General features: G+C 63.4%; 18 protein-coding genes and 1 pseudogene. 7 read left to right on the plus strand and 12 right to left on the minus strand.

The features are described from left to right. Positions 1-230: 230 nt before the first annotated feature. A pseudogene (locus NKJ40_RS30700) lies at positions 231-506 on the plus strand (TOBE domain-containing protein); the annotation flags it as partial. Positions 507-634: 128 nt separating this feature from the next. After that, positions 635-916 (plus strand): hypothetical protein, encoded by a 282-nt coding sequence (locus NKJ40_RS30705; RefSeq protein WP_352469244.1) that lies wholly within the window; start codon positions 635-637, stop codon positions 914-916. A 12-nt stretch (positions 917-928) separates the two neighbouring features. Here the strand turns inward: NKJ40_RS30705 and NKJ40_RS30710 are convergent, their stop codons facing one another. Then, the gene (locus tag NKJ40_RS30710; RefSeq protein ID WP_352469245.1) at positions 929-1909 is read right to left on the minus strand and encodes an AraC family transcriptional regulator; all 981 of its coding nucleotides are present in this window, start codon (positions 1907-1909) and stop codon (positions 929-931) included. A 90-nt stretch (positions 1910-1999) separates the two neighbouring features. On the opposite strand from NKJ40_RS30710, the gene NKJ40_RS30715 reads away from it, so the two are divergent. Beyond that, on the plus strand, positions 2000-3223 hold the full coding sequence (locus NKJ40_RS30715) for an MFS transporter (protein ID WP_352469246.1): 1224 nt from the start codon (positions 2000-2002) through the stop codon (positions 3221-3223). On the opposite strand, the gene NKJ40_RS30720 is transcribed toward NKJ40_RS30715, so the two are convergent. Continuing rightward, positions 3220-3600 carry a GFA family protein gene (locus NKJ40_RS30720; protein WP_352469247.1) on the minus strand — a complete coding sequence of 127 codons (381 nt, stop codon included), beginning with the start codon at positions 3598-3600 and terminating at the stop codon, positions 3220-3222. The genes NKJ40_RS30715 and NKJ40_RS30720 overlap by 4 nt on opposite strands. Positions 3601-3687: 87 nt before the next feature. Here NKJ40_RS30720 and NKJ40_RS30725 point away from each other — a divergent pair, with 87 nt between their 5' ends. After that, complete coding sequence (locus NKJ40_RS30725) at positions 3688-4983, plus strand: amidase (protein WP_352469248.1); 1296 nt, start codon at positions 3688-3690, stop codon at positions 4981-4983. Positions 4984-4997: 14 nt separating this feature from the next. Here NKJ40_RS30725 and NKJ40_RS30730 read toward each other — a convergent pair whose 3' ends face one another. From NKJ40_RS30730 to NKJ40_RS30750, 5 genes are read right to left on the minus strand one after another with little or no spacing between them, the layout of a single operon-like run. Next, a complete protein-coding gene (locus tag NKJ40_RS30730) occupies positions 4998-5381 on the minus strand; it encodes a hypothetical protein (RefSeq protein WP_352469249.1) in 384 nt (127 codons plus the stop codon). A 42-nt stretch (positions 5382-5423) separates the two neighbouring features. Further along, a complete protein-coding gene (locus tag NKJ40_RS30735; protein ID WP_352469250.1) occupies positions 5424-6404 on the minus strand; it encodes a hydroxyacid dehydrogenase in 981 nt (326 codons plus the stop codon). Position 6405: 1 nt separating this feature from the next. Then, positions 6406-7122 carry a FadR/GntR family transcriptional regulator gene (locus NKJ40_RS30740; RefSeq protein ID WP_292661187.1) on the minus strand — a complete coding sequence of 239 codons (717 nt, stop codon included), beginning with the start codon at positions 7120-7122 and terminating at the stop codon, positions 6406-6408. Position 7123: 1 nt separating this feature from the next. Continuing rightward, positions 7124-8293 (minus strand): mandelate racemase/muconate lactonizing enzyme family protein, encoded by a 1170-nt coding sequence (locus NKJ40_RS30745; RefSeq protein WP_352469251.1) that lies wholly within the window; start codon positions 8291-8293, stop codon positions 7124-7126. A 55-nt stretch (positions 8294-8348) separates the two neighbouring features. Next, the gene (locus tag NKJ40_RS30750) at positions 8349-9236 is read right to left on the minus strand and encodes a sugar phosphate isomerase/epimerase family protein (protein WP_352469252.1); all 888 of its coding nucleotides are present in this window, start codon (positions 9234-9236) and stop codon (positions 8349-8351) included. A 392-nt stretch (positions 9237-9628) separates the two neighbouring features. On the opposite strand from NKJ40_RS30750, the gene NKJ40_RS30755 reads away from it, so the two are divergent. The 3 genes from NKJ40_RS30755 (at position 9629) to NKJ40_RS30765 (ending at position 13085) form a co-directional block, all read left to right on the plus strand. Beyond that, entirely contained in the window at positions 9629-10684 is a 1056-nt protein-coding gene (locus NKJ40_RS30755; RefSeq protein WP_352469253.1) for a sugar phosphate isomerase/epimerase family protein, read from the plus strand. Positions 10685-10820: 136 nt separating this feature from the next. Beyond that, positions 10821-12008, plus strand: coding sequence for a Gfo/Idh/MocA family protein (locus NKJ40_RS30760; RefSeq protein WP_352469254.1), 1188 nt, complete (start codon positions 10821-10823; stop codon positions 12006-12008). Positions 12009-12233: 225 nt separating this feature from the next. Beyond that, positions 12234-13085, plus strand: a complete 852-nt coding sequence (locus tag NKJ40_RS30765) for a sugar phosphate isomerase/epimerase family protein (protein ID WP_352469255.1) — start codon at positions 12234-12236, stop codon at positions 13083-13085. Positions 13086-13109: 24 nt separating this feature from the next. On the opposite strand, the gene phnE (NKJ40_RS30770) is transcribed toward NKJ40_RS30765, so the two are convergent. From phnE (NKJ40_RS30770) to NKJ40_RS30790, 5 genes are all read right to left on the minus strand, one after another. After that, complete coding sequence (gene phnE, locus NKJ40_RS30770; protein ID WP_352469256.1) at positions 13110-14477, minus strand: phosphonate ABC transporter, permease protein PhnE; 1368 nt, start codon at positions 14475-14477, stop codon at positions 13110-13112. Positions 14478-14479: 2 nt separating this feature from the next. Next, positions 14480-15436 (minus strand): phosphonate ABC transporter, permease protein PhnE, encoded by a 957-nt coding sequence (gene phnE, locus NKJ40_RS30775; RefSeq protein WP_292664869.1) that lies wholly within the window; start codon positions 15434-15436, stop codon positions 14480-14482. A 166-nt stretch (positions 15437-15602) separates the two neighbouring features. Further along, a complete protein-coding gene (phnD, locus tag NKJ40_RS30780; protein ID WP_352469257.1) occupies positions 15603-16511 on the minus strand; it encodes a phosphonate ABC transporter substrate-binding protein in 909 nt (302 codons plus the stop codon). A gap of 89 nt (positions 16512-16600) precedes the next feature. Continuing rightward, positions 16601-17449 (minus strand): phosphonate ABC transporter ATP-binding protein, encoded by an 849-nt coding sequence (gene phnC / locus NKJ40_RS30785; RefSeq protein ID WP_352469258.1) that lies wholly within the window; start codon positions 17447-17449, stop codon positions 16601-16603. A 119-nt stretch (positions 17450-17568) separates the two neighbouring features. Next, entirely contained in the window at positions 17569-18279 is a 711-nt protein-coding gene (locus NKJ40_RS30790) for a DUF1868 domain-containing protein (protein ID WP_352469259.1), read from the minus strand. Between the last annotated feature and the right edge of the window lie 218 nt (positions 18280-18497).

An 18497-nucleotide genomic window follows, 5' to 3' on the forward strand; every position in this document is an offset into this window, starting at 1 on the left:
CCCCCCCCCCCCCCCCCCCGCCCCCCCCCCCCCCCCCCCCCGCCCCCCCCCCCCCCCCCCCCCCCCCGCCCCCCGCCCCCCCCCCCCCCCCCCCCCCCCCCCCCCCCCCCCCCCCCCCCCCCCCCCCGCCGCCGGCCCCCGCGCCCCCCGCCCCCCGCCCCCCCCCCCCCCCGCGAGCTCCCGCAGCGCCGACCCCGCGCCCCGCTCGCCCGACCCGGCCCGCCAAGACGGGCGCGGCTACCGACGGTCGCCCGCTCGTCTTCGGTATTCGTCCCGAGGACGTCTATCTCGAGACCGGCGCGCCGGTCGAGGCGCGGGTCCATGACGTCGAGAACCATGGCGTCGAGAAGATCCTGACGCTGCGGGTCGGCGACGCCATGCTGCGCGCCACCGTGCCGGCCAGGACCGACGTCCAGATAGAGCAGCCGGTGCGCTTTGCCTGGAACCCGGACAAGGTGGTGCTGTTCGACAAGGGCAGCGGAATAAGCCTGCGTCACGCCAGCTAAATGCCCTGGGCCAACCGCATCCCCCGTACGGGGGATGCGGATGCTCCGATTTGTCGAATAGGCTGATCCTTCGGTCCCAAAAAGGGATTTGCACGCCCAATTTGGAGACCCAATACGGAGGGTTGGCTATGGGAAATCTGTTACGCAGTTTTGCGACGATCCTGCTTGTCGCCGGTATGGGATTGTCGGCGGCGGATCTGGGCGAGGCGCAGGCAGCCAAGAAAGTTGTCGCCGGCGCGCAGGTCGACGCCAAGAAGATCAAGGACCTCAACGGCGCGGTCAATCTGTCCACCAGTGACTGCAAGCTGTTGTTGAGCGGTACCGTCGTCGAAGTCTCGGATGGCAGGTGCGGGGCTTCCGGCAAATATTGCAAGAGTAGCGCCGGCTCGGCCTGCATCACCGAGCAATAACCCGGCCAATGTTTAGCCGGCCTGGCGGATCTCCGCCTGTTCCTCGGCCCGAAAATGGCTGGGCGGCGATCCGATGACCCGCTTGAAGGCGCGGCTGAAGGAGGCGTCGGATTCGTAGCCGAGGCGCGCCGCGACGACGGAAATCTTGAGCCGGTCACGGACCAGCCATTGCCTCGCCTGGTGCATCCGCACCTGCGTGACGTACTTTGCCGGTGTTTCGCCGACAATGGTCGCGAAGCGCTCGGCGAAACCTGATCGCGAGGCACCCATCATCTTCGCCAGAGCCTCCACCGTCCAGTCGCGGTTCGGTTCGAGATGGATTGCGGCCAGCACCCGGCCGATCTCGCGGTCCCTGACCGCCGCGATCCATCCGGAAGAGTCGCCGCAGCCGCGCTCGACCCATGAGCGGATGACGGTTGCGGCAAGCACATCGGCCAGCCGCGCCAGGATGCCGCCGGAGCCGACGCGTTCCATCGTCACCTCGCGGGCCATCGCCTCCAGCAAATGCGGGATACCTGGCTCATAGACCTCCAACTCATGTGCGCGCATCACGTCCGGCATCATGCCGAGCAAGGGGTGCAAGCCATCGAGATTGAAATACATGCTGCCGAAAAACAGCAAGGTGCCCGGACGGCAGCCGGGCACGCCGTCATTCGACATGCAATAGACATCCTTGCAGATTTCCTCGACCTCATAGCCGTGGATCGGCGCCGCCTCGATACCCGGCTCACTCGCCAGCGTGTGGGCTGAACCGCGTGGCAACAAGGCAGCGTCGCCCGCCTTGAGTTCCACCCATTCGCCGGACGGCTGCAGCAACCAGCAGCCTTTGCGGCCGATGAAATGAAACCGTGCCGCCGCCTGAACCGGAAAATGGATGCCCCAAGGTTCCTTCATCTCGCAACGGCCGTAATCGACACCTTCGAGACGCAATCCGCGCAATATGTCCGTCAGCGGATCGCCGGTGAGGGGAATTTTGGACGAACTGTCAAACATAATGGTGTTTCTAGCATGGAAACTCCAGCTAGTCACTCCCTATGTTGCATTGCAGCTAGATGCTGCGCTGCAACAGACCGGAGATCCCTCATGACCGAACCCGCGACAGGCGTCATGGACGCCGTTCTCGACCCATCGGAAACCGGCGAACGGTCCGAACCGGCATGGGGGGCGGTGGTCTCCCTGGCGCTCGGAGTCTTCGGCCTGGTGACCGCGGAATTCCTGCCCGCCAGCCTGCTGACGCCGCTTGCGCAGGATCTCGGCATCACCGAAGGCGCCGCCGGGCAGGCGGTAACGGCCACCGCCGTCATTGGCGCGATCGCGGCGCCGACCATGGCTATTGTCACCAAGCGGCTGGACCGCAGGCTGGTCATGTGGGCGCTGACGGTGCTGCTTGTGCTGTCAAACCTGGTGGCCGCGTTTGCATCGTCGCTTCCCGTTCTTCTGATCGCCCGCATCATGCTCGGGATCAGTCTTGGCGGCTTCTGGTCGATGTCGGCAGCCATGGCGATGCGGCTCGTTCCGATGCGGCTGATGCCGCGTGCCATGTCGATCATCCTCACCGGCGTCTCGGTGGCGACGGTCTGTGCGGCTCCGGTCGGCGCGTATGTCGGCGACATCTGGGGATGGCGGACGGCGTTCATGATCGCCGCCGTGGTCGGCGCGCTGGCGCTGCTGGTGCAGGTGGCTACCATTCCGAAGCTGCCGCCGGCAGGTACGGCAGGTTTTCGCACGCTGCTGGAGGTGATGAAGCGGCCGATGATCAGGGTGGCACTGCTGGTGGTGCTGCTGGTCGCCTCGGGACACTTTGCCGGCTTCACCTATGTCCGCCCGTTTCTCGAGAAGGTGCCCACGCTGGACATCGAGACGATCTCGCTTGTGCTGCTCGCCTATGGCATTGGTGGCTTTTTCGGCAATTTCGCCGGCGGCTTTATCGCCGAACGCAGCCTCAAGGCAGCCGTCAGCCTGGCGCCTCTGCTGATCGCGTTTTCGGCGGTGTTGCTGCTGGTGGTCGGAGCCTCACCCGTAGTGGCTGCAATAGCAGTGGCCAGCTGGGGCTTTGCCTTCGGCGCCGTCCCAGTCGGGCTGCAGACCTGGCTGGTGCGTGCCGCCCCCGATCAGGCGGAAAGCGCCGGCGGGCTGATGGTTATGACATTTCAGGTCGCCATCGCGTTGGGCGCCGTCTTCGGCGGCCTGCTGGTCGACAATGCCGGCGTTGCCAGCGCCTTCGCCTATTGCGCGGCGGCGACGTTGCTTGCCGCCCTGGCGGCGTTCTTCCTTGGCCCGAAGCCGATCGACGATCCCAAGGCCTAAACTGAACGGCCGTCGAAGTCGAAGACCGGCACGGCGGCGACGTCCAACGCCTCGATGCAATGAATATTGATATAGGCACTTCGCCCGCTCCCTTCGCCGACATCCTCGGCGAAGGGGTGAATGCCGCAGCTGCGGCAGAAGCGGTGGGCGATGACATGGTTGCCGAAGCTGTAGCGGCCGAGATCATCGCCCCAGGCAAGTACCCGCATGCTCTCATGCGGCACTGCCCATAGCAGTGCACCCTTGCGCGAGCAGATCGAGCAATTGCACCGTGCGACTCCGGTCAGCTCGCCTTCGACCTCGAACGCGACCTTGCCGCAGTGGCAGCTGCCTTGGTAGAGCCATCGGGCCTTCCTCCTTCGGTTCGACAGGTGCAAATCCGACCGTGCCGGGCTATGTCTCCTGCGGCCAGTTTCAGGCTGCTACCTTAAGACGTTGCAAGCGTGCGGAGTCCGACACCGAAAATGCAATCAGCTCGTGATAGCCTCGAAGCAATTCTTTCGCGTCTTGACGCTCGCGCGGGCAACGAAAGCGTTTTCGTAAAGCTCTACCCTGAAGCGGCACGGGCGGCGGCGGACGCCGCCGATGCGCGGCGAAAAGCCGGCGTGACGCTCGGGCCGCTCGATGGGGCGATCGTCTCGATCAAGGATCTGTTCGATGTCGCCGGCGAACCGACTACGGCGGGCTCGCTGCTGCTCGCCACGGCTGCGCCGGCGCTGCGGGATGCCATTGTCGTGCAACGGCTGCGCCAAGCCGGTGCAGTCATCCTCGGCAAGACCAACATGACCGAGTTCGCCTTTACCGCGATCGGCGTCAATCCACATTACGTTACGCCCGGCAATGCAAGCGATGCCAGCCGTATTCCGGGCGGCTCGTCCTCAGGCGCCGCGGTTTCGGTGGGCGAGGGTACCAGCGAAATCTCCATCGGTTCCGATACCGGCGGTTCGGTACGCATTCCGGCATCGTTGAATGGCGTCGTCGGTTTCAAGCCGACGGCGCGGCGCGTGCCGCTCGCGGGTGCGTTTCCGCTGTCGGCCACGCTGGACTCGATCGGTCCGCTGGCCCGCACCGTCGCCGAATGTGCGGCGGCCGATGCAGTGATGTCGGGCGAAAACCTGGCGGCACTGTTGCCGCTGCCGCTGGACGGCCTGCGCATCGGTATTCCGCGCGGCGTGCTGTTCGATGAGACGCAGGAAGAGGTCGCGACGACGTTCGACCGGTGTCTTCGCAAGATGGAGCTTAGCGGCGCACGGCTTGTGGAGCTGTCGATCGACGACCTGCTTGCCGATTTGCGCGCGGCAACCAAACGCGCCTCGATCGCGGCGATGGAAGGGGCGGAGATCCATGCCGACTGGCTGGCGACGGGAGCGGCGACGCCGGTCGACCCGCGGGTAAGCGGACCATTGTCGCGCGCCGCCGCCATTCCGGCCACGGTCTATATCAGGGCAATGCGCCGCCGCACGGCGCTGGCCGCCGCAATGGATGACCGACTGTCGTCTGTCGACGTGCTGGCCCTGCCGACCACGCCGGTAACGGCGCCGACGATCGTCTCGATGACCGACGACGAGGCCCTCTGCAACAGGATCGAGGGCCTTCTGCTGCGCAACACGCAGGTCGCCAACCAGTTCGATCTATCAGCCATCTCGCTGCCGATGCCGGGAATGACGCGTCCGGCCGGGCTGATGCTGGTGGCGCGCAATGGCCATGACCACCACCTGCTGCGCATCGCAGCGGGCGTGGAGGCGCTGCTTGCAAATTGATCCTATAGCGCGGGTCAGCGCGACGAGCAGTGGCCGCGTTCGCTGTCCTTGGCGGCGCGTTCGATGCTGGTGGCAACCAGCCAAGGCAGGGTGTACCGCTTGCCGTCGAAGGTCCGGGTGCGGTTCTCGATCGAGCCGACAACAACGACCTTGCCGGCATAGAGCTTGTCCGAAAGATCGAGCGCCTTGTCTTGCTGCGGTAGGCGATCGATGTCGATCGAAACACCTTTGATAAGCTTACCAGTAGCGAGGTCGAGTGCGCTGTTCGATGGACAGGGTGCCGCCACGCAGCGCAAGCCGTTGTCGCAGAACACGTAGCTGCCCTGTCCGTTGGCGAAGGCTTGCGCCGTCGCCACGCAGAAGCCGGCGGTCAGCAGGAATTTTGTGACGTGTGCCATGCCGGTACCGTCGCCGGCGAATTCGGGAAAATTAGGGCGCTCTCAGAAATCGGCAGGGAACCGCCGCCGGTAGTGCTCGACCACTTCGGGATTGCGCAGATTGACCGGCAATCTGTTGTCCAGCACCAGCAAGGCTTCGCCAGCCGCGCCGACGCCCATGCGCATCATCGACTGTTCGGTGATCCCGGCCATGTGCGGGGTGACGATGACATTGTCGAAGCCGAAATAAGGATGGTTGGGCGGCAGCGGTTGTGTTGCAAAAACATCGAGCGCAGCGCCGCCGATGCGGCCCTTCTGCAAGGCCTCGATCAGCGCGTCGTCATCGATCACCGGCCCGCGCGAAACATTGATCAGCAGCGCATCCGGCTTCATCCGGTCAATGCGCTCGCGGCTGATGAGCCCCCGTGTTTCGGGCGTCAGCGGGCAGCACAGAACGATGATGTCGCTCTGCTCGATCAGCGCATCGATCGACAGGAAGCCGACCTTGTCCGGCGCCGGCCGCATGCTGCGCGTCGTCGCCACCACATTCAGATCGAACCCATGGGCCGCGATATGGCCAACCGCCTGGCCGATCGCGCCGAGGCCGACAATGCCGATCGTCTTGCCCGCTAGCTCACTGGCCACGACGGTGTGTTCGCGGCCGGCCAGCCAACCCTTCGCGCGCAAGTCGCGGTCCAACACACGAAAGCGCCTAAGCAGTGCCAGCGCCGCGAACATCACATATTCGGCGACGGATCGCGCGTTCACCCCCGGCACGTTCGCCACCAACACGCCGGCCGCATTGGCCGCTTCCATCGGTACCATGTCCAGCCCGGCGCCGTGGCGGATCGCGGCCCTGAGCTTCGACGCGCCTTCGAAAAGCGCCGCAGGCAAGGGAGCGCGAACGATGATGACATCGGCGTCCCTTGCCTCGGCGGCCAGCGTGTGCGCGTCGAGGGCGGAAGCAACGACGAGTTCGCCGGCCCCTGTCAGCATGGAAGAGGCACGGGGGTGCAGTCTGTGTGTCGACAGGATCTTGGGCATTTCAGGCCTTTTCGAGCGCTGGGCTTTCGGGTTCCGCCCCACGCCCCTCGATCAGCCCCTTCCAGTAGCTTTCCGCGCCTTGCAGGTGGGCGCTCATCAGCGCCTGGGCGAGATTGCCGTCGCGGCGCAGCAGCGCCTCGTAGATCTGGATATGCTCGGCATGGGAGCGCACGCTGCGTTCGGGATCGTTGAAATAGATCGGCAGGCGCAGCTCACCCATCATGTAGTAGACGCTGCAGATATTGTGGAAGACGCTGTTCTTGGTCGCCCGCACGATCTCGAGGTGGAACTCGCGGTCTTCCCGGGCAAGGCCTTCACCGGCGGCGATGCGATCCTCGGAGGCCTTCAGGATCTCGCGCAGCCGCTCGAAATTCTCCTCGGTGGCGCGTGAACAGGCAAGTTCGGCGGCCTTGATCTCGTGGATCTTGCGCAACTCGACCGTCTCGTAGATCTGGACGGGATCGAGCGGCAGGCCGGCGCGGGCGAACAGCGCCATCGCCTCGACGCTCGCCTGCTTCGTATCGATGTAGATGCCGGATTTCGCCCGTCGCTCGACGATGCGCATGGCCTCGAGAATGGCCAGCGCCTCGCGGATCTGGCCGCGGCTGACGCTGAAATGCTCTGCCAGTTCGCGCTCCGACGGCGTGCGGCCCGTCTCCTTGTCCGAATGGGAGAACAGATAGGCGGCGAGTTCCGCGAGAAGGTTCTTTTCTTTCATGTCAGCCGTGTTGCGCGTGCGCCTCCAGGAACCGCTCCGAAATGGTGAATCCCAGCCCGGGTCTATCAGGGATCGCTACCATACCGTCCTTTGCTTCGACAGTCTCTTCGATCAGATCGTGGATCATCGGGTTGGCGCCGAGCGAATATTCGACGGTGAAGCTCGCCGGCGAAGCAGCGCAGACATGCAGCCCGGCAAAGAAGCAGGGCGCACCCGCCCAAAGATGCGGCGCAAAGCGCAGATTGAAGGCGCTGGCGATGGTGCCGATTTTCATCGCCTCGCTGATTCCACCGCAAAAGGCCGGATCCGGCTGGAAGATATCGGCGGATTTGAGTATGGCGAGGTCGCGGAAGGCATAGCGCGTCGCCTCGCTTTCGCCGGTGGCGATCGGGATCGAGCCGCAGGCGCGCACCTCGGCCATGCCGGGCTTGTCGTCGGCGATCACCGGCTCCTCGAACCAGGCGAGATCGAGGTCGCCGGCGAGATGGATGAAGCGCTTGGCTTCGGCCACCGTGTAGGTGCCGTGCGCGTCGACCATCAGGTCGATATCGGGACCGAGCGCCTGTCTGGCGGCGCGGACGCGAGCGGCCGAGATATGTGGGGCGCCGTCCATGGCGCCGACGCGCATCTTCAGCGCCTTGAAGCCGCCCTTGGCGATGTAGGACTGCAGCTGGTCGCCGATGGCTTCCGCAGTGGCCCAGCCGCCGGAAGCATAGGCCGGCATGCGGTCCAGCTTGCGGCCGCCGAGCAGCCGCCAGACCGGAACGCCGAGCGATTTGCCAAGAATGTCCCACAATGCGATGTCGACGGCGCTGATGGCGGCGATGCTCATGCCCCGTCGTGCCAATTGCGGCATGGCATGGCCGGCGCGAGCGGCGCTGTCGTGGCGCGTGCCATTATAGAGCATCTCCCATATGACGCCGATGTCGGCCGGGTCGCGGCCGACCAGCTGCGGGCCGACCTCGTAGTTTAGCAAATGGACGAGAGCGCCGTAGCTGCCGGCGCTGCCGGCGGCATTCTTGCCTTCGCCCCAGCCGACCAGACCGTCGTCGGTTTCGATGCGCAGGATGGCGGCGTCGAATGTCGCCACCTGACCGAAGTCGCTGCGATGCTGCTTCGCGACTTCGATCGGTATGCGAACCCACCAGGCTTGGACCGTCTTGATGCGCATGTTCATCCTCGGCCCGGCCGCGGTGAGGCGGAAGGGCTTTTTCCAAACGGCTCGGCTACTTGATCAGCGGCAGCAGCGTTTCCGCATTGATGCGCATCTGGTCGGTGTAGAATTTTTCCGTGAGCACGCTGGAGCCGTGGTCCTGAATGAATTTCAGCTGCTCCGGCGAGATGTCGACGGGGTTGCGTTCGACCATGTCGGGATAGGGGGCAGCCGGCGTGCGGTCGACGGGGGCGACGAATTCATTGGTCAGCGCGCCGTCATAGCCGATCTCCTTCAGCGTGCCGACGATCTTCGGCCAGTCGATCTGCCCGAGGCCGGCGGCGAAGCGGTTGTTGTCGGCGACATGGAAGTCGTACAGGCGCTTGCCGACCTGCCGGATGGCGTCATAGACGTTAAATTCTTCCATGTGGATGTGGTAGGCGTCGAGGCAGACGCCGCATTCGGGGCTGACCGCATCGGCCAGGGCCAGTGCCTGGGCGCCGCGGTTGAACAGATAAGTCTCGAAGCGGTTGAGCGGCTCGACCGCGATCTTGACGCCGACCTTCTTGGCGTGGGTGAAGCATTCCCGGGTGGCGTCGACCACCCATTTCCATTCCTCTTCCTCGGTGCCGTCCGGCACCACCTTGCCGACGGTGGCGGGAACCAGCGTGATGATCTCGCCGTCGAGCTCGCTGACCATGGTCAGCACGTCCTTGACGTATTGCACGGAGCGCTCGCGCTGGCCCTGGTTCTTGGCGGCGAGATTGCGCTCGCCCAGCATCAGCGTCACCGCTCCCCAGCAGCGAATGCCGTGCTCCTTCAACAACGCGCGCGTCTCCTTGGGCTTGTATTGTTCGGGTTCGCCTGAAATCTCGATCGACTCATAGCCGAATTTCTTGATGCGCTTGAGCGTCGTTTCCAGCGGCTCCGCCCGCATCCAATTGTGTGTCGAAAGATGCATGGTCTATCCTTCCCAGAATCGCCTGTACCAGTCGCCTGCGGCGCACTCTGCCGAAGCCTGCCGCATGATTCCTCCCCAAGGCGTCCCAGCATTTTTTAGCAAACTGGTTCGACCAATTGGGCTTAATGGGAGGTCTACAGTAATTTCATCTGGACGGCAAGAAGTGCTGCCATCAAGCGTTGGCTCATGACTATGCTATTGATTATACTTAAACATGTGGCTTAACTCGGCATGGTTGCAGGGCTGCGGCAGCGCGTCAAACGGCTTGACCAGATTTCGGCATTTGGTAATACCAGAATAGCGGCGCCGAGCGCGCTGTGCAAAGAGACCAAAGAAGCTGGCCCTGTTTTCAATCGGCGCTATGCTTGGTCGTGAAACATAGGGAGATGCCGATGCCGACGACGATGAAGGGGCCTGGTCTGTTCCTGGCGCAGTTTGCGGGCGACGCCGCGCCGTTCAATTCGCTGGCCTCGATCACCAAATGGGCGGCTGGTCTGGGCTACAAGGGCGTGCAGATCCCGACATGGGACGCCCGACTGTTCGATCTCGAGAAGGCAGCCTCCTCCAGGGCCTATTGCGACGAGGTGAAGGGCGTCTGCGCCGATGCCGGCGTCGAGATCACCGAATTGTCGACGCATCTGCAGGGGCAGCTGGTGGCGGTGCATCCGGCCTATGATGCACAGTTCGACGGCTTCGCGCCGGCTGCGGTGCACAACAATCCAAAGGCCAGGCAGCAATGGGCGGTCGAACAGATGAAGTTCGCCGCCAAGGCGTCGAAGAATCTCGGGCTCAAGGCGTCGGTGTCGTTTTGCGGCGCGCTGGCTTTCCCATACCTCTACCCCTGGCCGCAGCGGCCGGCGGGATTGATCGAGGAAGCGTTTGCCGAACTCGGCAAACGCTGGAAGCCGATCCTCGACGTCTATGACGAGAACGGCGTCGATGTCGGCTACGAAATCCATCCGGGCGAGGACGTGTTCGACGGCGCGACGTTCGAGATGTTCCTCGATGCGGTCGGCGGCCACAAGCGTTGCAACATCAACTACGACCCGTCGCACTTCCTGCTGCAGCAGCTCGATTATCTCGAATTCATCGACATCTACCACGAGCGGATCAAGGCGTTCCACGTCAAGGATGCCGAGTTCAATCCGACCGGGCGGCAAGGCGTCTATTCCGGCTACCAGAGCTGGACCAACCGTGCCGGGCGTTTCCGCTCGCTTGGCGACGGGCAGGTGGATTTCGGCGGCATCTTCTCCAAGCTCACCCAATACAATTACGATTCATGGGCGGTGCTGGAATGGGAATGCTGCCTGAAGCACCCGGAGGATGGTGCGGCCGAAGGCGCCCCCTTCATCCAGCACCACATCATCAGGGTGACGGAAAAAGCATTCGACGATTTCGCCGGCGGCACGACCGATAAAAAGGTGCTGCGCGGCATGATGGGGATCTAGCACAGATATCCCTCCCCCTCGAGGGGAGGGTGGGGCGGTCCATGCCGAGCTTCATGCCCGGCGACCCCACCCCGACGCTACGCGTCGACCCTCCCCTCAAGGGGGAGGGGTATCTCAGATAACGAGGGAGAAAATCGTGGTTGGCGCATCGAAGACGGAAACGGGAGGCGGTCCGATCCGCTACGGCATGGTTGGCGGCGGACAAGGCGCCTTTATCGGCGCGGTGCACCGCATCGCGGCGCGCATGGATAACGAGTTCGTGCTGGTTGCCGGCGCCTTGTCGTCGAATCCGGAGCGCGCCAAGGCCTCGGCGACCGAGCTTGGCCTCGATCCGGCACGCAGCTACGGCTCCTATGCCGAGATGGCGAAGGCAGAGGCCAAGCGGCCGGACGGCATCGAGGTGGTCGCCATCGTCACGCCGAACAATGTGCACGTGCCGGCCGCCAAGGCTTTTCTCGAGGCCGGCATCCACGTCATCTGCGACAAGCCGCTGGCGACGACGCTGGCCGAGGCAAAGAAGCTGGCGGCTCTGGTCGAAAAGACCGGCAAGGTGTTCGTGCTGACGCATAACTACACCGCCTATCCGATGATACGGCAGGCACGCGAGATGGTGGCCAAGGGGCAGCTCGGCGACATCCGCATCGTGCAGTCGGAATATCCGCAGGACTGGCTGACTGAAGACCTGGCCGCCACCGGCCAGAAGCAGGCTGCGTGGCGCTCAGATCCCAAGCAGGCGGGTGCGGGCGGTGCGCTGGGCGACATCGGCACGCATGCCTACAACCTCGCCCGTTTCGTCTCCGGGCTGGAGCTCGATTCGTTGTCGGCCGATCTCGACGCCTTCGTGCCGGGGCGGCTGCTCGATGACAACATCAATGTGCTGCTGCGCTTCAAGCCGGTCGGCGGGCCTCACCCGGCCAAGGGCATGATCTGGGCAAGCCAGGTGGCGCCCGGCCACGAGAACGGGCTGAAATTGCGCATCTACGGCTCGAAGGGCGGGCTCGAATGGGTGCAGGCCGACCCGAATTATCTCTGGTACACGCCGTTCGGCCAGCCGAAGCAGTTGATTACCCGAAATGGCGCCGGCGCACTTCCCGTCGCCGGTCGCGTCAGCCGCGTTCCGCCAGGGCATCCGGAAGGCTATCTCGAAGGTTTCGCCAACATCTATCAGGAAGCCGCGCGGGCTATTCGTGCGGCGCGCCGGAAGGGCGGCAAGCCGGCTAAGGATGTCGTCTTCCCGACCGTGCAGGACGGCGTCGAAGGCATGGCCTTCATCGAGGCCTGCGTGAAATCGTCGAAGAAGAATGGGGCGTGGACGAAACTTTAATCGCTGCGTCCGGTTAACGGGAAGCCCCCCTCACCCGGATTGCCAGCCGAATTGCAAGGGCAATTCGGGGCAATCCGACCTCTCCCCGAGGGGAGAGGAGATCGCCAGCGTTGCGTTTGCCACCTTCTCCCCAGCGGGAGAAGGTGGCCGCGGAGCGGCCGGATGAGGGGCTTGTGGCGAAGTCGGCGGAGGAGCAAGCCCGGCCGTCAAAGGGGAGGGGCGTCGATGAAAATCGGCATGTGCATGTTGTTGTGGACGACCAGTGTCTCGAAAAAACACGAGCCGCTACTCAGGGACATCAAGGCGACCGGCTTCGACGGCGTCGAAATACCGGTCTTCTCCGGCACGCCGGACGACTACAGGAAACTCGGCGAGCTGCTCGACCGTATCGGGCTGCAACGCACCGCCGTCTCGGCGATGGGCGATCCGGCGATGAACCTGATCTCGCCGTATGCCTCGACGCGCAAGGCCGGCATCGACTACATGAAGTCGGCGATCGACTGCGCTCAGGCGCTTGGCGCGAACACGTTGAGCGGCCCGCTGCATTCGACACTCGGGGCCTTCTCCGGCAGCGGGCCGACGGCGGCCGAGAAAAAACGTTCGATCGCTTCGCAGCGCGCCATCGGTGACCATGCCGGCAACAAGGGTGTCACCATCGGGCTGGAGGCGCTCAACCGCTTCGAATGCTATCTGCTCAACACGATGGACGATTTGTCGGAACATATCGACGCGATCGACCGGCCGCACATCAAGGCGATGTACGACACCTTCCATGCCAACATCGAAGAGGCCGACCCGATCGGCGCCTATACGCGCAACCGCAAGAACGTCGTCCATATCCATATTTCGGAGAACGATCGCGGCGTGCCGGGCCGCGGCCACATCCCCTGGAAGGAGACTTTCTCCGCCATTCGCAAGAGCGGCTATGACGATTGGCTGACAATCGAGGCGTTCGGCCGCTCGCTGAAGGATTTGGCCGCGGCGACCAAGGTGTGGCGCGATTTTTCCGAAGGCCCGGAAGCCGTCTACCGCGACGGCTACAAGCATATCAGGAATGGATGGAGGAAGGCGCCCTAACCGCACGCCTGCGCAACGCCCCCGTTAGCCCTGGCCGGCCTGGATCCGGTTGTAGTCGTCGATCGTCCTGCTCAAGCGGCGGCGCAGGAAATTGGAAATGTTGTCGAAGATGAAAACGACGAGCAGGACCAAGAGCACCATGTAGAATACATTGGCCCAGTTGGAGTTGGTGCGCATCGCCTCCCAGAGCTTCAGGCCGATGCCACCGGCACCGACGGCGCCGATGATCGTCGCGCCCCTGGTGTTGGATTCCCACTGATAGAGTGTCTGGCTGATGAAGACCGGGATCACTTCCGGCAGCACGCCATAGCGCTGCACCAGCAAGCCGTTGGCGCCGGTCGACTGGATGCCCTCGCGTGGCTTGTCGTCGATGTTCTCGAGGCCTTCCGAATAGACTTTGCCGAGCGTGCCGATCTCGGTGAAGAAAATCGCGGCGCTGCCGGCAAGCGGGCCCGGGCCGAAGGCGCGGGTGAAGAACAGCGCCCAGATCAGCATGTCGACCGAACGCATGAAATCGAAGAACCGCTTTAGCACCTGGCTAAGCAGGCCGCTCGGGGTGATGTTGCGGGCGGCGAAGAAGGCGAGCGGGAAGGCAACGATGCCGCCGAGCAAGGTGCCGAGAAACGCCATGACGATGGTCTGGAACAGCTTCGTCCAGACGTCGCCATGCTGCCATTGGGCGTTGTTCCAGATATTGTCGGCGGCCAGCGCAATGTTTGATGTGCCCGGCTTGAGTTCGGGTCCGGACATCAGCAACGAGACCACCTCGCCGGGCGACTTGCCGAAGAAGGGCGAGCGTGTGTCGAAGACGAAATTCGCCCAGCCGAGGAAGCGCTTGCGGACCTTGACGCGATCGACGGTTATACGGACCTCGCCGGCAAAGCCCATCCTGGCGACGATCTCATCGTCGTGCGCGGTGATCCACTCCGGCACCGGGCCGGATATTACCGGTTTGCCGCTGGTCAACGACACCGGCACCGCCTGGCCATTGGCGACAAGCGTCGCCTCGGCCTTGTCGAAGGTGACCGATTTGGCCCGGCCGTCGATCAGGACGGTGTAGGAACCGTTGGCATTGGTGATGACCCAATCGGGATGAGGGTCTTCGCCAAGTGCGGAAAACCGCGGGTATTTGGGCGTGATCTGAGGCTGGTCGAGACGGAATTCCGGCTGCAGATCGTAGCTGATCCATTGCGTCAGGAAGAGCGGCAGGCGCTCCCAGTGCGATTCCCTCAGCACTTGCGGCAGGCTGAAGAACCACAAGGCGTAGAGGAGGTAGAGCAGGATGCCGGTGAACAGGACCAGCGGGCCGAAGCGTTTGTACAGGGGCCGCCGGAACACTTGGGGAAAGCCCTCCTCGATCGCCTGCATCTCATCCGTCGTCAACGCGGCCATGCTCAGGCGCCCATCATGAATGCCTGCTCGCCGACGAGCTTGCGGCGTAGCCAGGCGGAAAACTGGTCGACGAGGAAGATCGTCGTGAACAGCAGCAGCACCAATGCCAGCGTCTTGGCGCCGAAACCGCGCGAGATGGAGAGCTTCAGTTCCTCGCCGATGCCGCCACCGCCGACCGCGCCGATAATGGTCGAGATGCGCACATTGATCTCGATCCTGAGCAGCGTGTAGGACATGAAATTGGGCAGCACCTGCGGCAGGCCGGCAAAGCGCACGCGCTCGAACCAGTTGGCGCCGACCGCGCGCAGGCCTTCTTCGGCGCGCATGTCGATGTTTTCGTTGATCTCGTAGAAGAGCTTGCCGAGGGCACCGATCGAATGCAGGCCGATGGCGATGATGGCCGCGACCGGGCCGGTCGAGAGGATGGCTGCGAACAGGCCGGCAATGACGATCTCCGGGAACGCGCGAAGCAGTTCCATGAAGCGCTTGACGACGAGCCTGAGCACCGGACTGGGTGTCAAGTTGCGCGCCGCGATGAAGGAGAAGGGCACCGCAAGGACGAAGCCGATGAAAGTGGAAACCAGCGCCACGTTAAGCGTGGTGAGCATCAGCTCGAAATATTCGGGCAGATAAAAGCCGCCCCAGAGATAGACGCGGCCAAGCGGGAAGTTGAACTCTTGGCTGCCCTTGTCGTGCGGCGATGCGATGTCGAACAGCGCCCGCCAGACGTCGTTCCAGTCCTTGGGAACAAGCCAACTAAGGAAATCCAGTATGTGCGGCAGCCGCTCGAAGAAATGTCCGGCATTGGCCTCGTCGGCGAACCACATGGCTGTGCACATGGCGACAAGCAGCAAGCCGATGCCGAGCGCCGTGTAGAACCTGCGCAAGGACGTCTGGCGTCGCCAGGCGTCTGCTGCCTGCCGGACCGCGTCTGAACGAATTGTAGCGGCGAAGGTCATACGGGGTCACGAGGGGACACGCAAAAAGGGCGGCGACCGCATCGGCCCGAAAGTCGAAGTTCGACTTTCGGAAAGCACGATGCGGCATCTAAGTGTTAGAGCGTACTTTGTGCGTCCAAGTGGACGCACGTCGCTCTAATGGACGCCGCCCTTTCCGCAATTGTCGTCAGCCGCCGATCGCGGCTTTGCGGGCTTCGACGATGACGCTGTAGAAGTCCGGCTTCACCGGAACGTAGCCGGTGAAATCGCCGCCTTCGATGGCCTCGAAGCAGGGCTTGTCCTTGGCCGGCAGGCTGGTGAAGAAGTTGGCGAGCTTGGCGGTCATATCGCCGCCGAGCGCGGTGCGCACGACCAGCGGGCCGTTCGGGATCAGGCCAGAACGCCAGACTTCGACGAAGTCGTTGGGGTCGACGGCGCCCTTGGCGACTTCCTTGTGGAAGGTGCCGGAAGTATAGCCGTTCTTGAAGTCGCCGATGCCCGAGGAGTCGTCAACCGCTACGTCGACCTTGCCATCGCGGACGGCGAGAAGGTTGTTCTCGTGGCCGCCATTGAACTGGGTCGAGGCGAAGAAGGTCTCGTTCGACGCGCCGGTGTCCTTCGGGATCTGGGTCAGCGGGATCAGATAGCCGGAGGTCGAATCCGGGTCGGCATAGCCGAGCTTCTTGCCCTTTGCCGATTTGATGTCGGTAATGCCGGACGACTTCAGCGCCAGGCCAATCGAATAATAACCGGTCGCGCCGTCGGTCTGCTGGGTGGTGAGGATCGGGGTGACGGCGTTCGGATCCTTGAGATAGACGCTGGCATAGCCTGACGCGCCAAGCTCTGCGAAATCGAGCGTGCCGCCGAGCAGGCCCTGGATGACGCCATCATAGTCGGCAGCCGGGAACAGCGAGACCTTTTCGAAACCGAATTCGGTCTTCAGATGATCGGCGAGGCACTGAAAGTTGCGCAGCCGGTCCGCTTCGTTCTCGCCGCCGAGAATGCCGACGCGGAATTCCTTGATATCCTGGGCGTGAGCAGCACTTGCTGCGATGGCGAGCAATGAAACCGCGCCGAAAACCATCTTCCTGAACATTATCTCTCTCCTGTTGGTCCCGGCCTCGCGCCGGTAGCGTTCGAATTTTTCACGAGTGCCTTTGACGCGGGCGAGCGATCAGGCCGTTCTCAGTAACCAGGAAACGCTGGCTCGAGCGGTCCGGCGGATGCAGCGATCTTCTGTTTGACGGCGACACTGGTCGAGGTGATGGCCTCGGAGATTTCGGCGCCATTGCTGTCGGCGCCGTAGACCATGCGCACGGCCTCGCGGTTGAGGTCTTCGGGCGGGCCGTCGAAGACCACCTTGCCGGCGGCCATGCCGACGATGCGGTTGCAATAGTTGCGGGCCGTATCAAGCGTATGGAGATTTGTGATGACGGTGATGCCTTCGCGCAAATTGATGTCCTGCAGCGAATCCATCACCACCTTGGCGTTGAGCGGATCGAGCGAGGCAATCGGCTCGTCGGCGAGCAGCACCTTTGGCTGCTGCATCATGGCGCGCGCAATCGCAACGCGCTGCTGCTGGCCGCCGGAAAGCGTGCCAGCAGGCTGCAGCGCGGTGCGGGCGATGTCGAGGCGCTCGAGAGCTGCAACGGCCTCGGCGCATTCGCCGCGGGAAAACATGCCGAACAGGTTGGACAGTGTCGAGCGGTGGTTGAGCCGGCCCAGCAGCACATTGGTCAGCACGTCGAGGCGCGGCACCAGATTGAACTGCTGGAAGATCATGGCGCAGTCACGCTGCCAACGCCGGAGCGGCGAGCCGCGCAACCCGGAGACCTCGATGCCGTCGAACAGGATGGATCCCTGGCTCGGATCGATGAGGCGGTTGATCATGCGCAGAAGCGTCGATTTGCCGGCGCCGGAGCGGCCGATGATGCCGACCATCTGGCCTTGCGGAATGGAGATGTGAACATTGCTGACGGCGGTGTTCTTGCCGAACCGTCGGGTGACGCCGCGGATTTCGAGCGTAGCTGACATGGCGCAGGCTCCAGTCCAGTCGCAATTGAAGGTCTGTTAACTCTCGCTAGCGCAGTCGCATGAACCTGCGGTGTCGGATTGATGTCAGTTTTGTTACCGCCCACAGCCTCGCAACGCGATCAACCCAGCACAACAAGCTCCTCGAAATGCTTCATGTCGCTGAAGCTGCAGAAAGCCGGTGGTCGCAGCTCGATCACCGGTGCCTGATGCGCAAGGAGCGACAGGCAGTCATCGAACAGATCCTGCCATGCGGATGCCCGGTCGTCGTCCAGGCGCCGAATCGGGTAGGCGAAGGTGATGTGGAACACATAGTTGTCGTGGTCGGGATGCCGGTATCCGAACGGCACCGACAGGGCATCGCGCCAGGAACGCATAACGCGCCGGTCCTCGGCGGAAGCGCCGGCGACGGTCAGGCCAGTCGGTACGATTTCAACGACCCTGACGTTGAAAGCACCGCAGCCTTTGAAGCCGTTCAGGCGTTCCAGATAGAGGCGGGTCATGGCGTCGATGCTGGTGTCGAGCGGCACATCCTGCGGCCAGTAGGGAAGGCGGCGGCGATGTTCGATGATGCCCTGGAAGAGCGTCATGTGCAGGCTAGAAACCGAAGTGAAAGTAAGCCGGTCGGCGTCGGTCATTGCGCGCATCTGCTCGCGAACGTCGATGACCGCCGCTTCCGAGGCGGCACCGCCGGCGAGATGGCAGACCACAGTGTTGCCGGGCTCGAAGAGAAAATTTCCCGCAGTGTCGTAGCGCGTGCCTAGATGCAGCGGAGGGGCCGGATTCGAGCCCGCAAAGAATCCGGAGAATGACGGTTTGATGGAAACAGGCATTGCGATCTCCAGAGGAAGAGACCGCGTCCTGTCCGAGTCATGTGTCAGGGGTGTGAATGGTGATAAGGACGGCGTCCTGAGCCTAGAAATCTATTCGCTGCCGCCATTCACCATTCACAATTTACTAGAGCGGTTCCCCCTTTGACGGAATCAAAGGGGATTCCAGATTTATCTGTTTTGTGATTCAAGATGCTGGCTGGAGTGGAGGCCAGCATCGG

Origin of the sequence: Mesorhizobium sp. M0119 (assembly GCF_040322615.1) — a bacterium.
Lineage (GTDB): Bacteria > Pseudomonadota > Alphaproteobacteria > Rhizobiales > Rhizobiaceae > Mesorhizobium.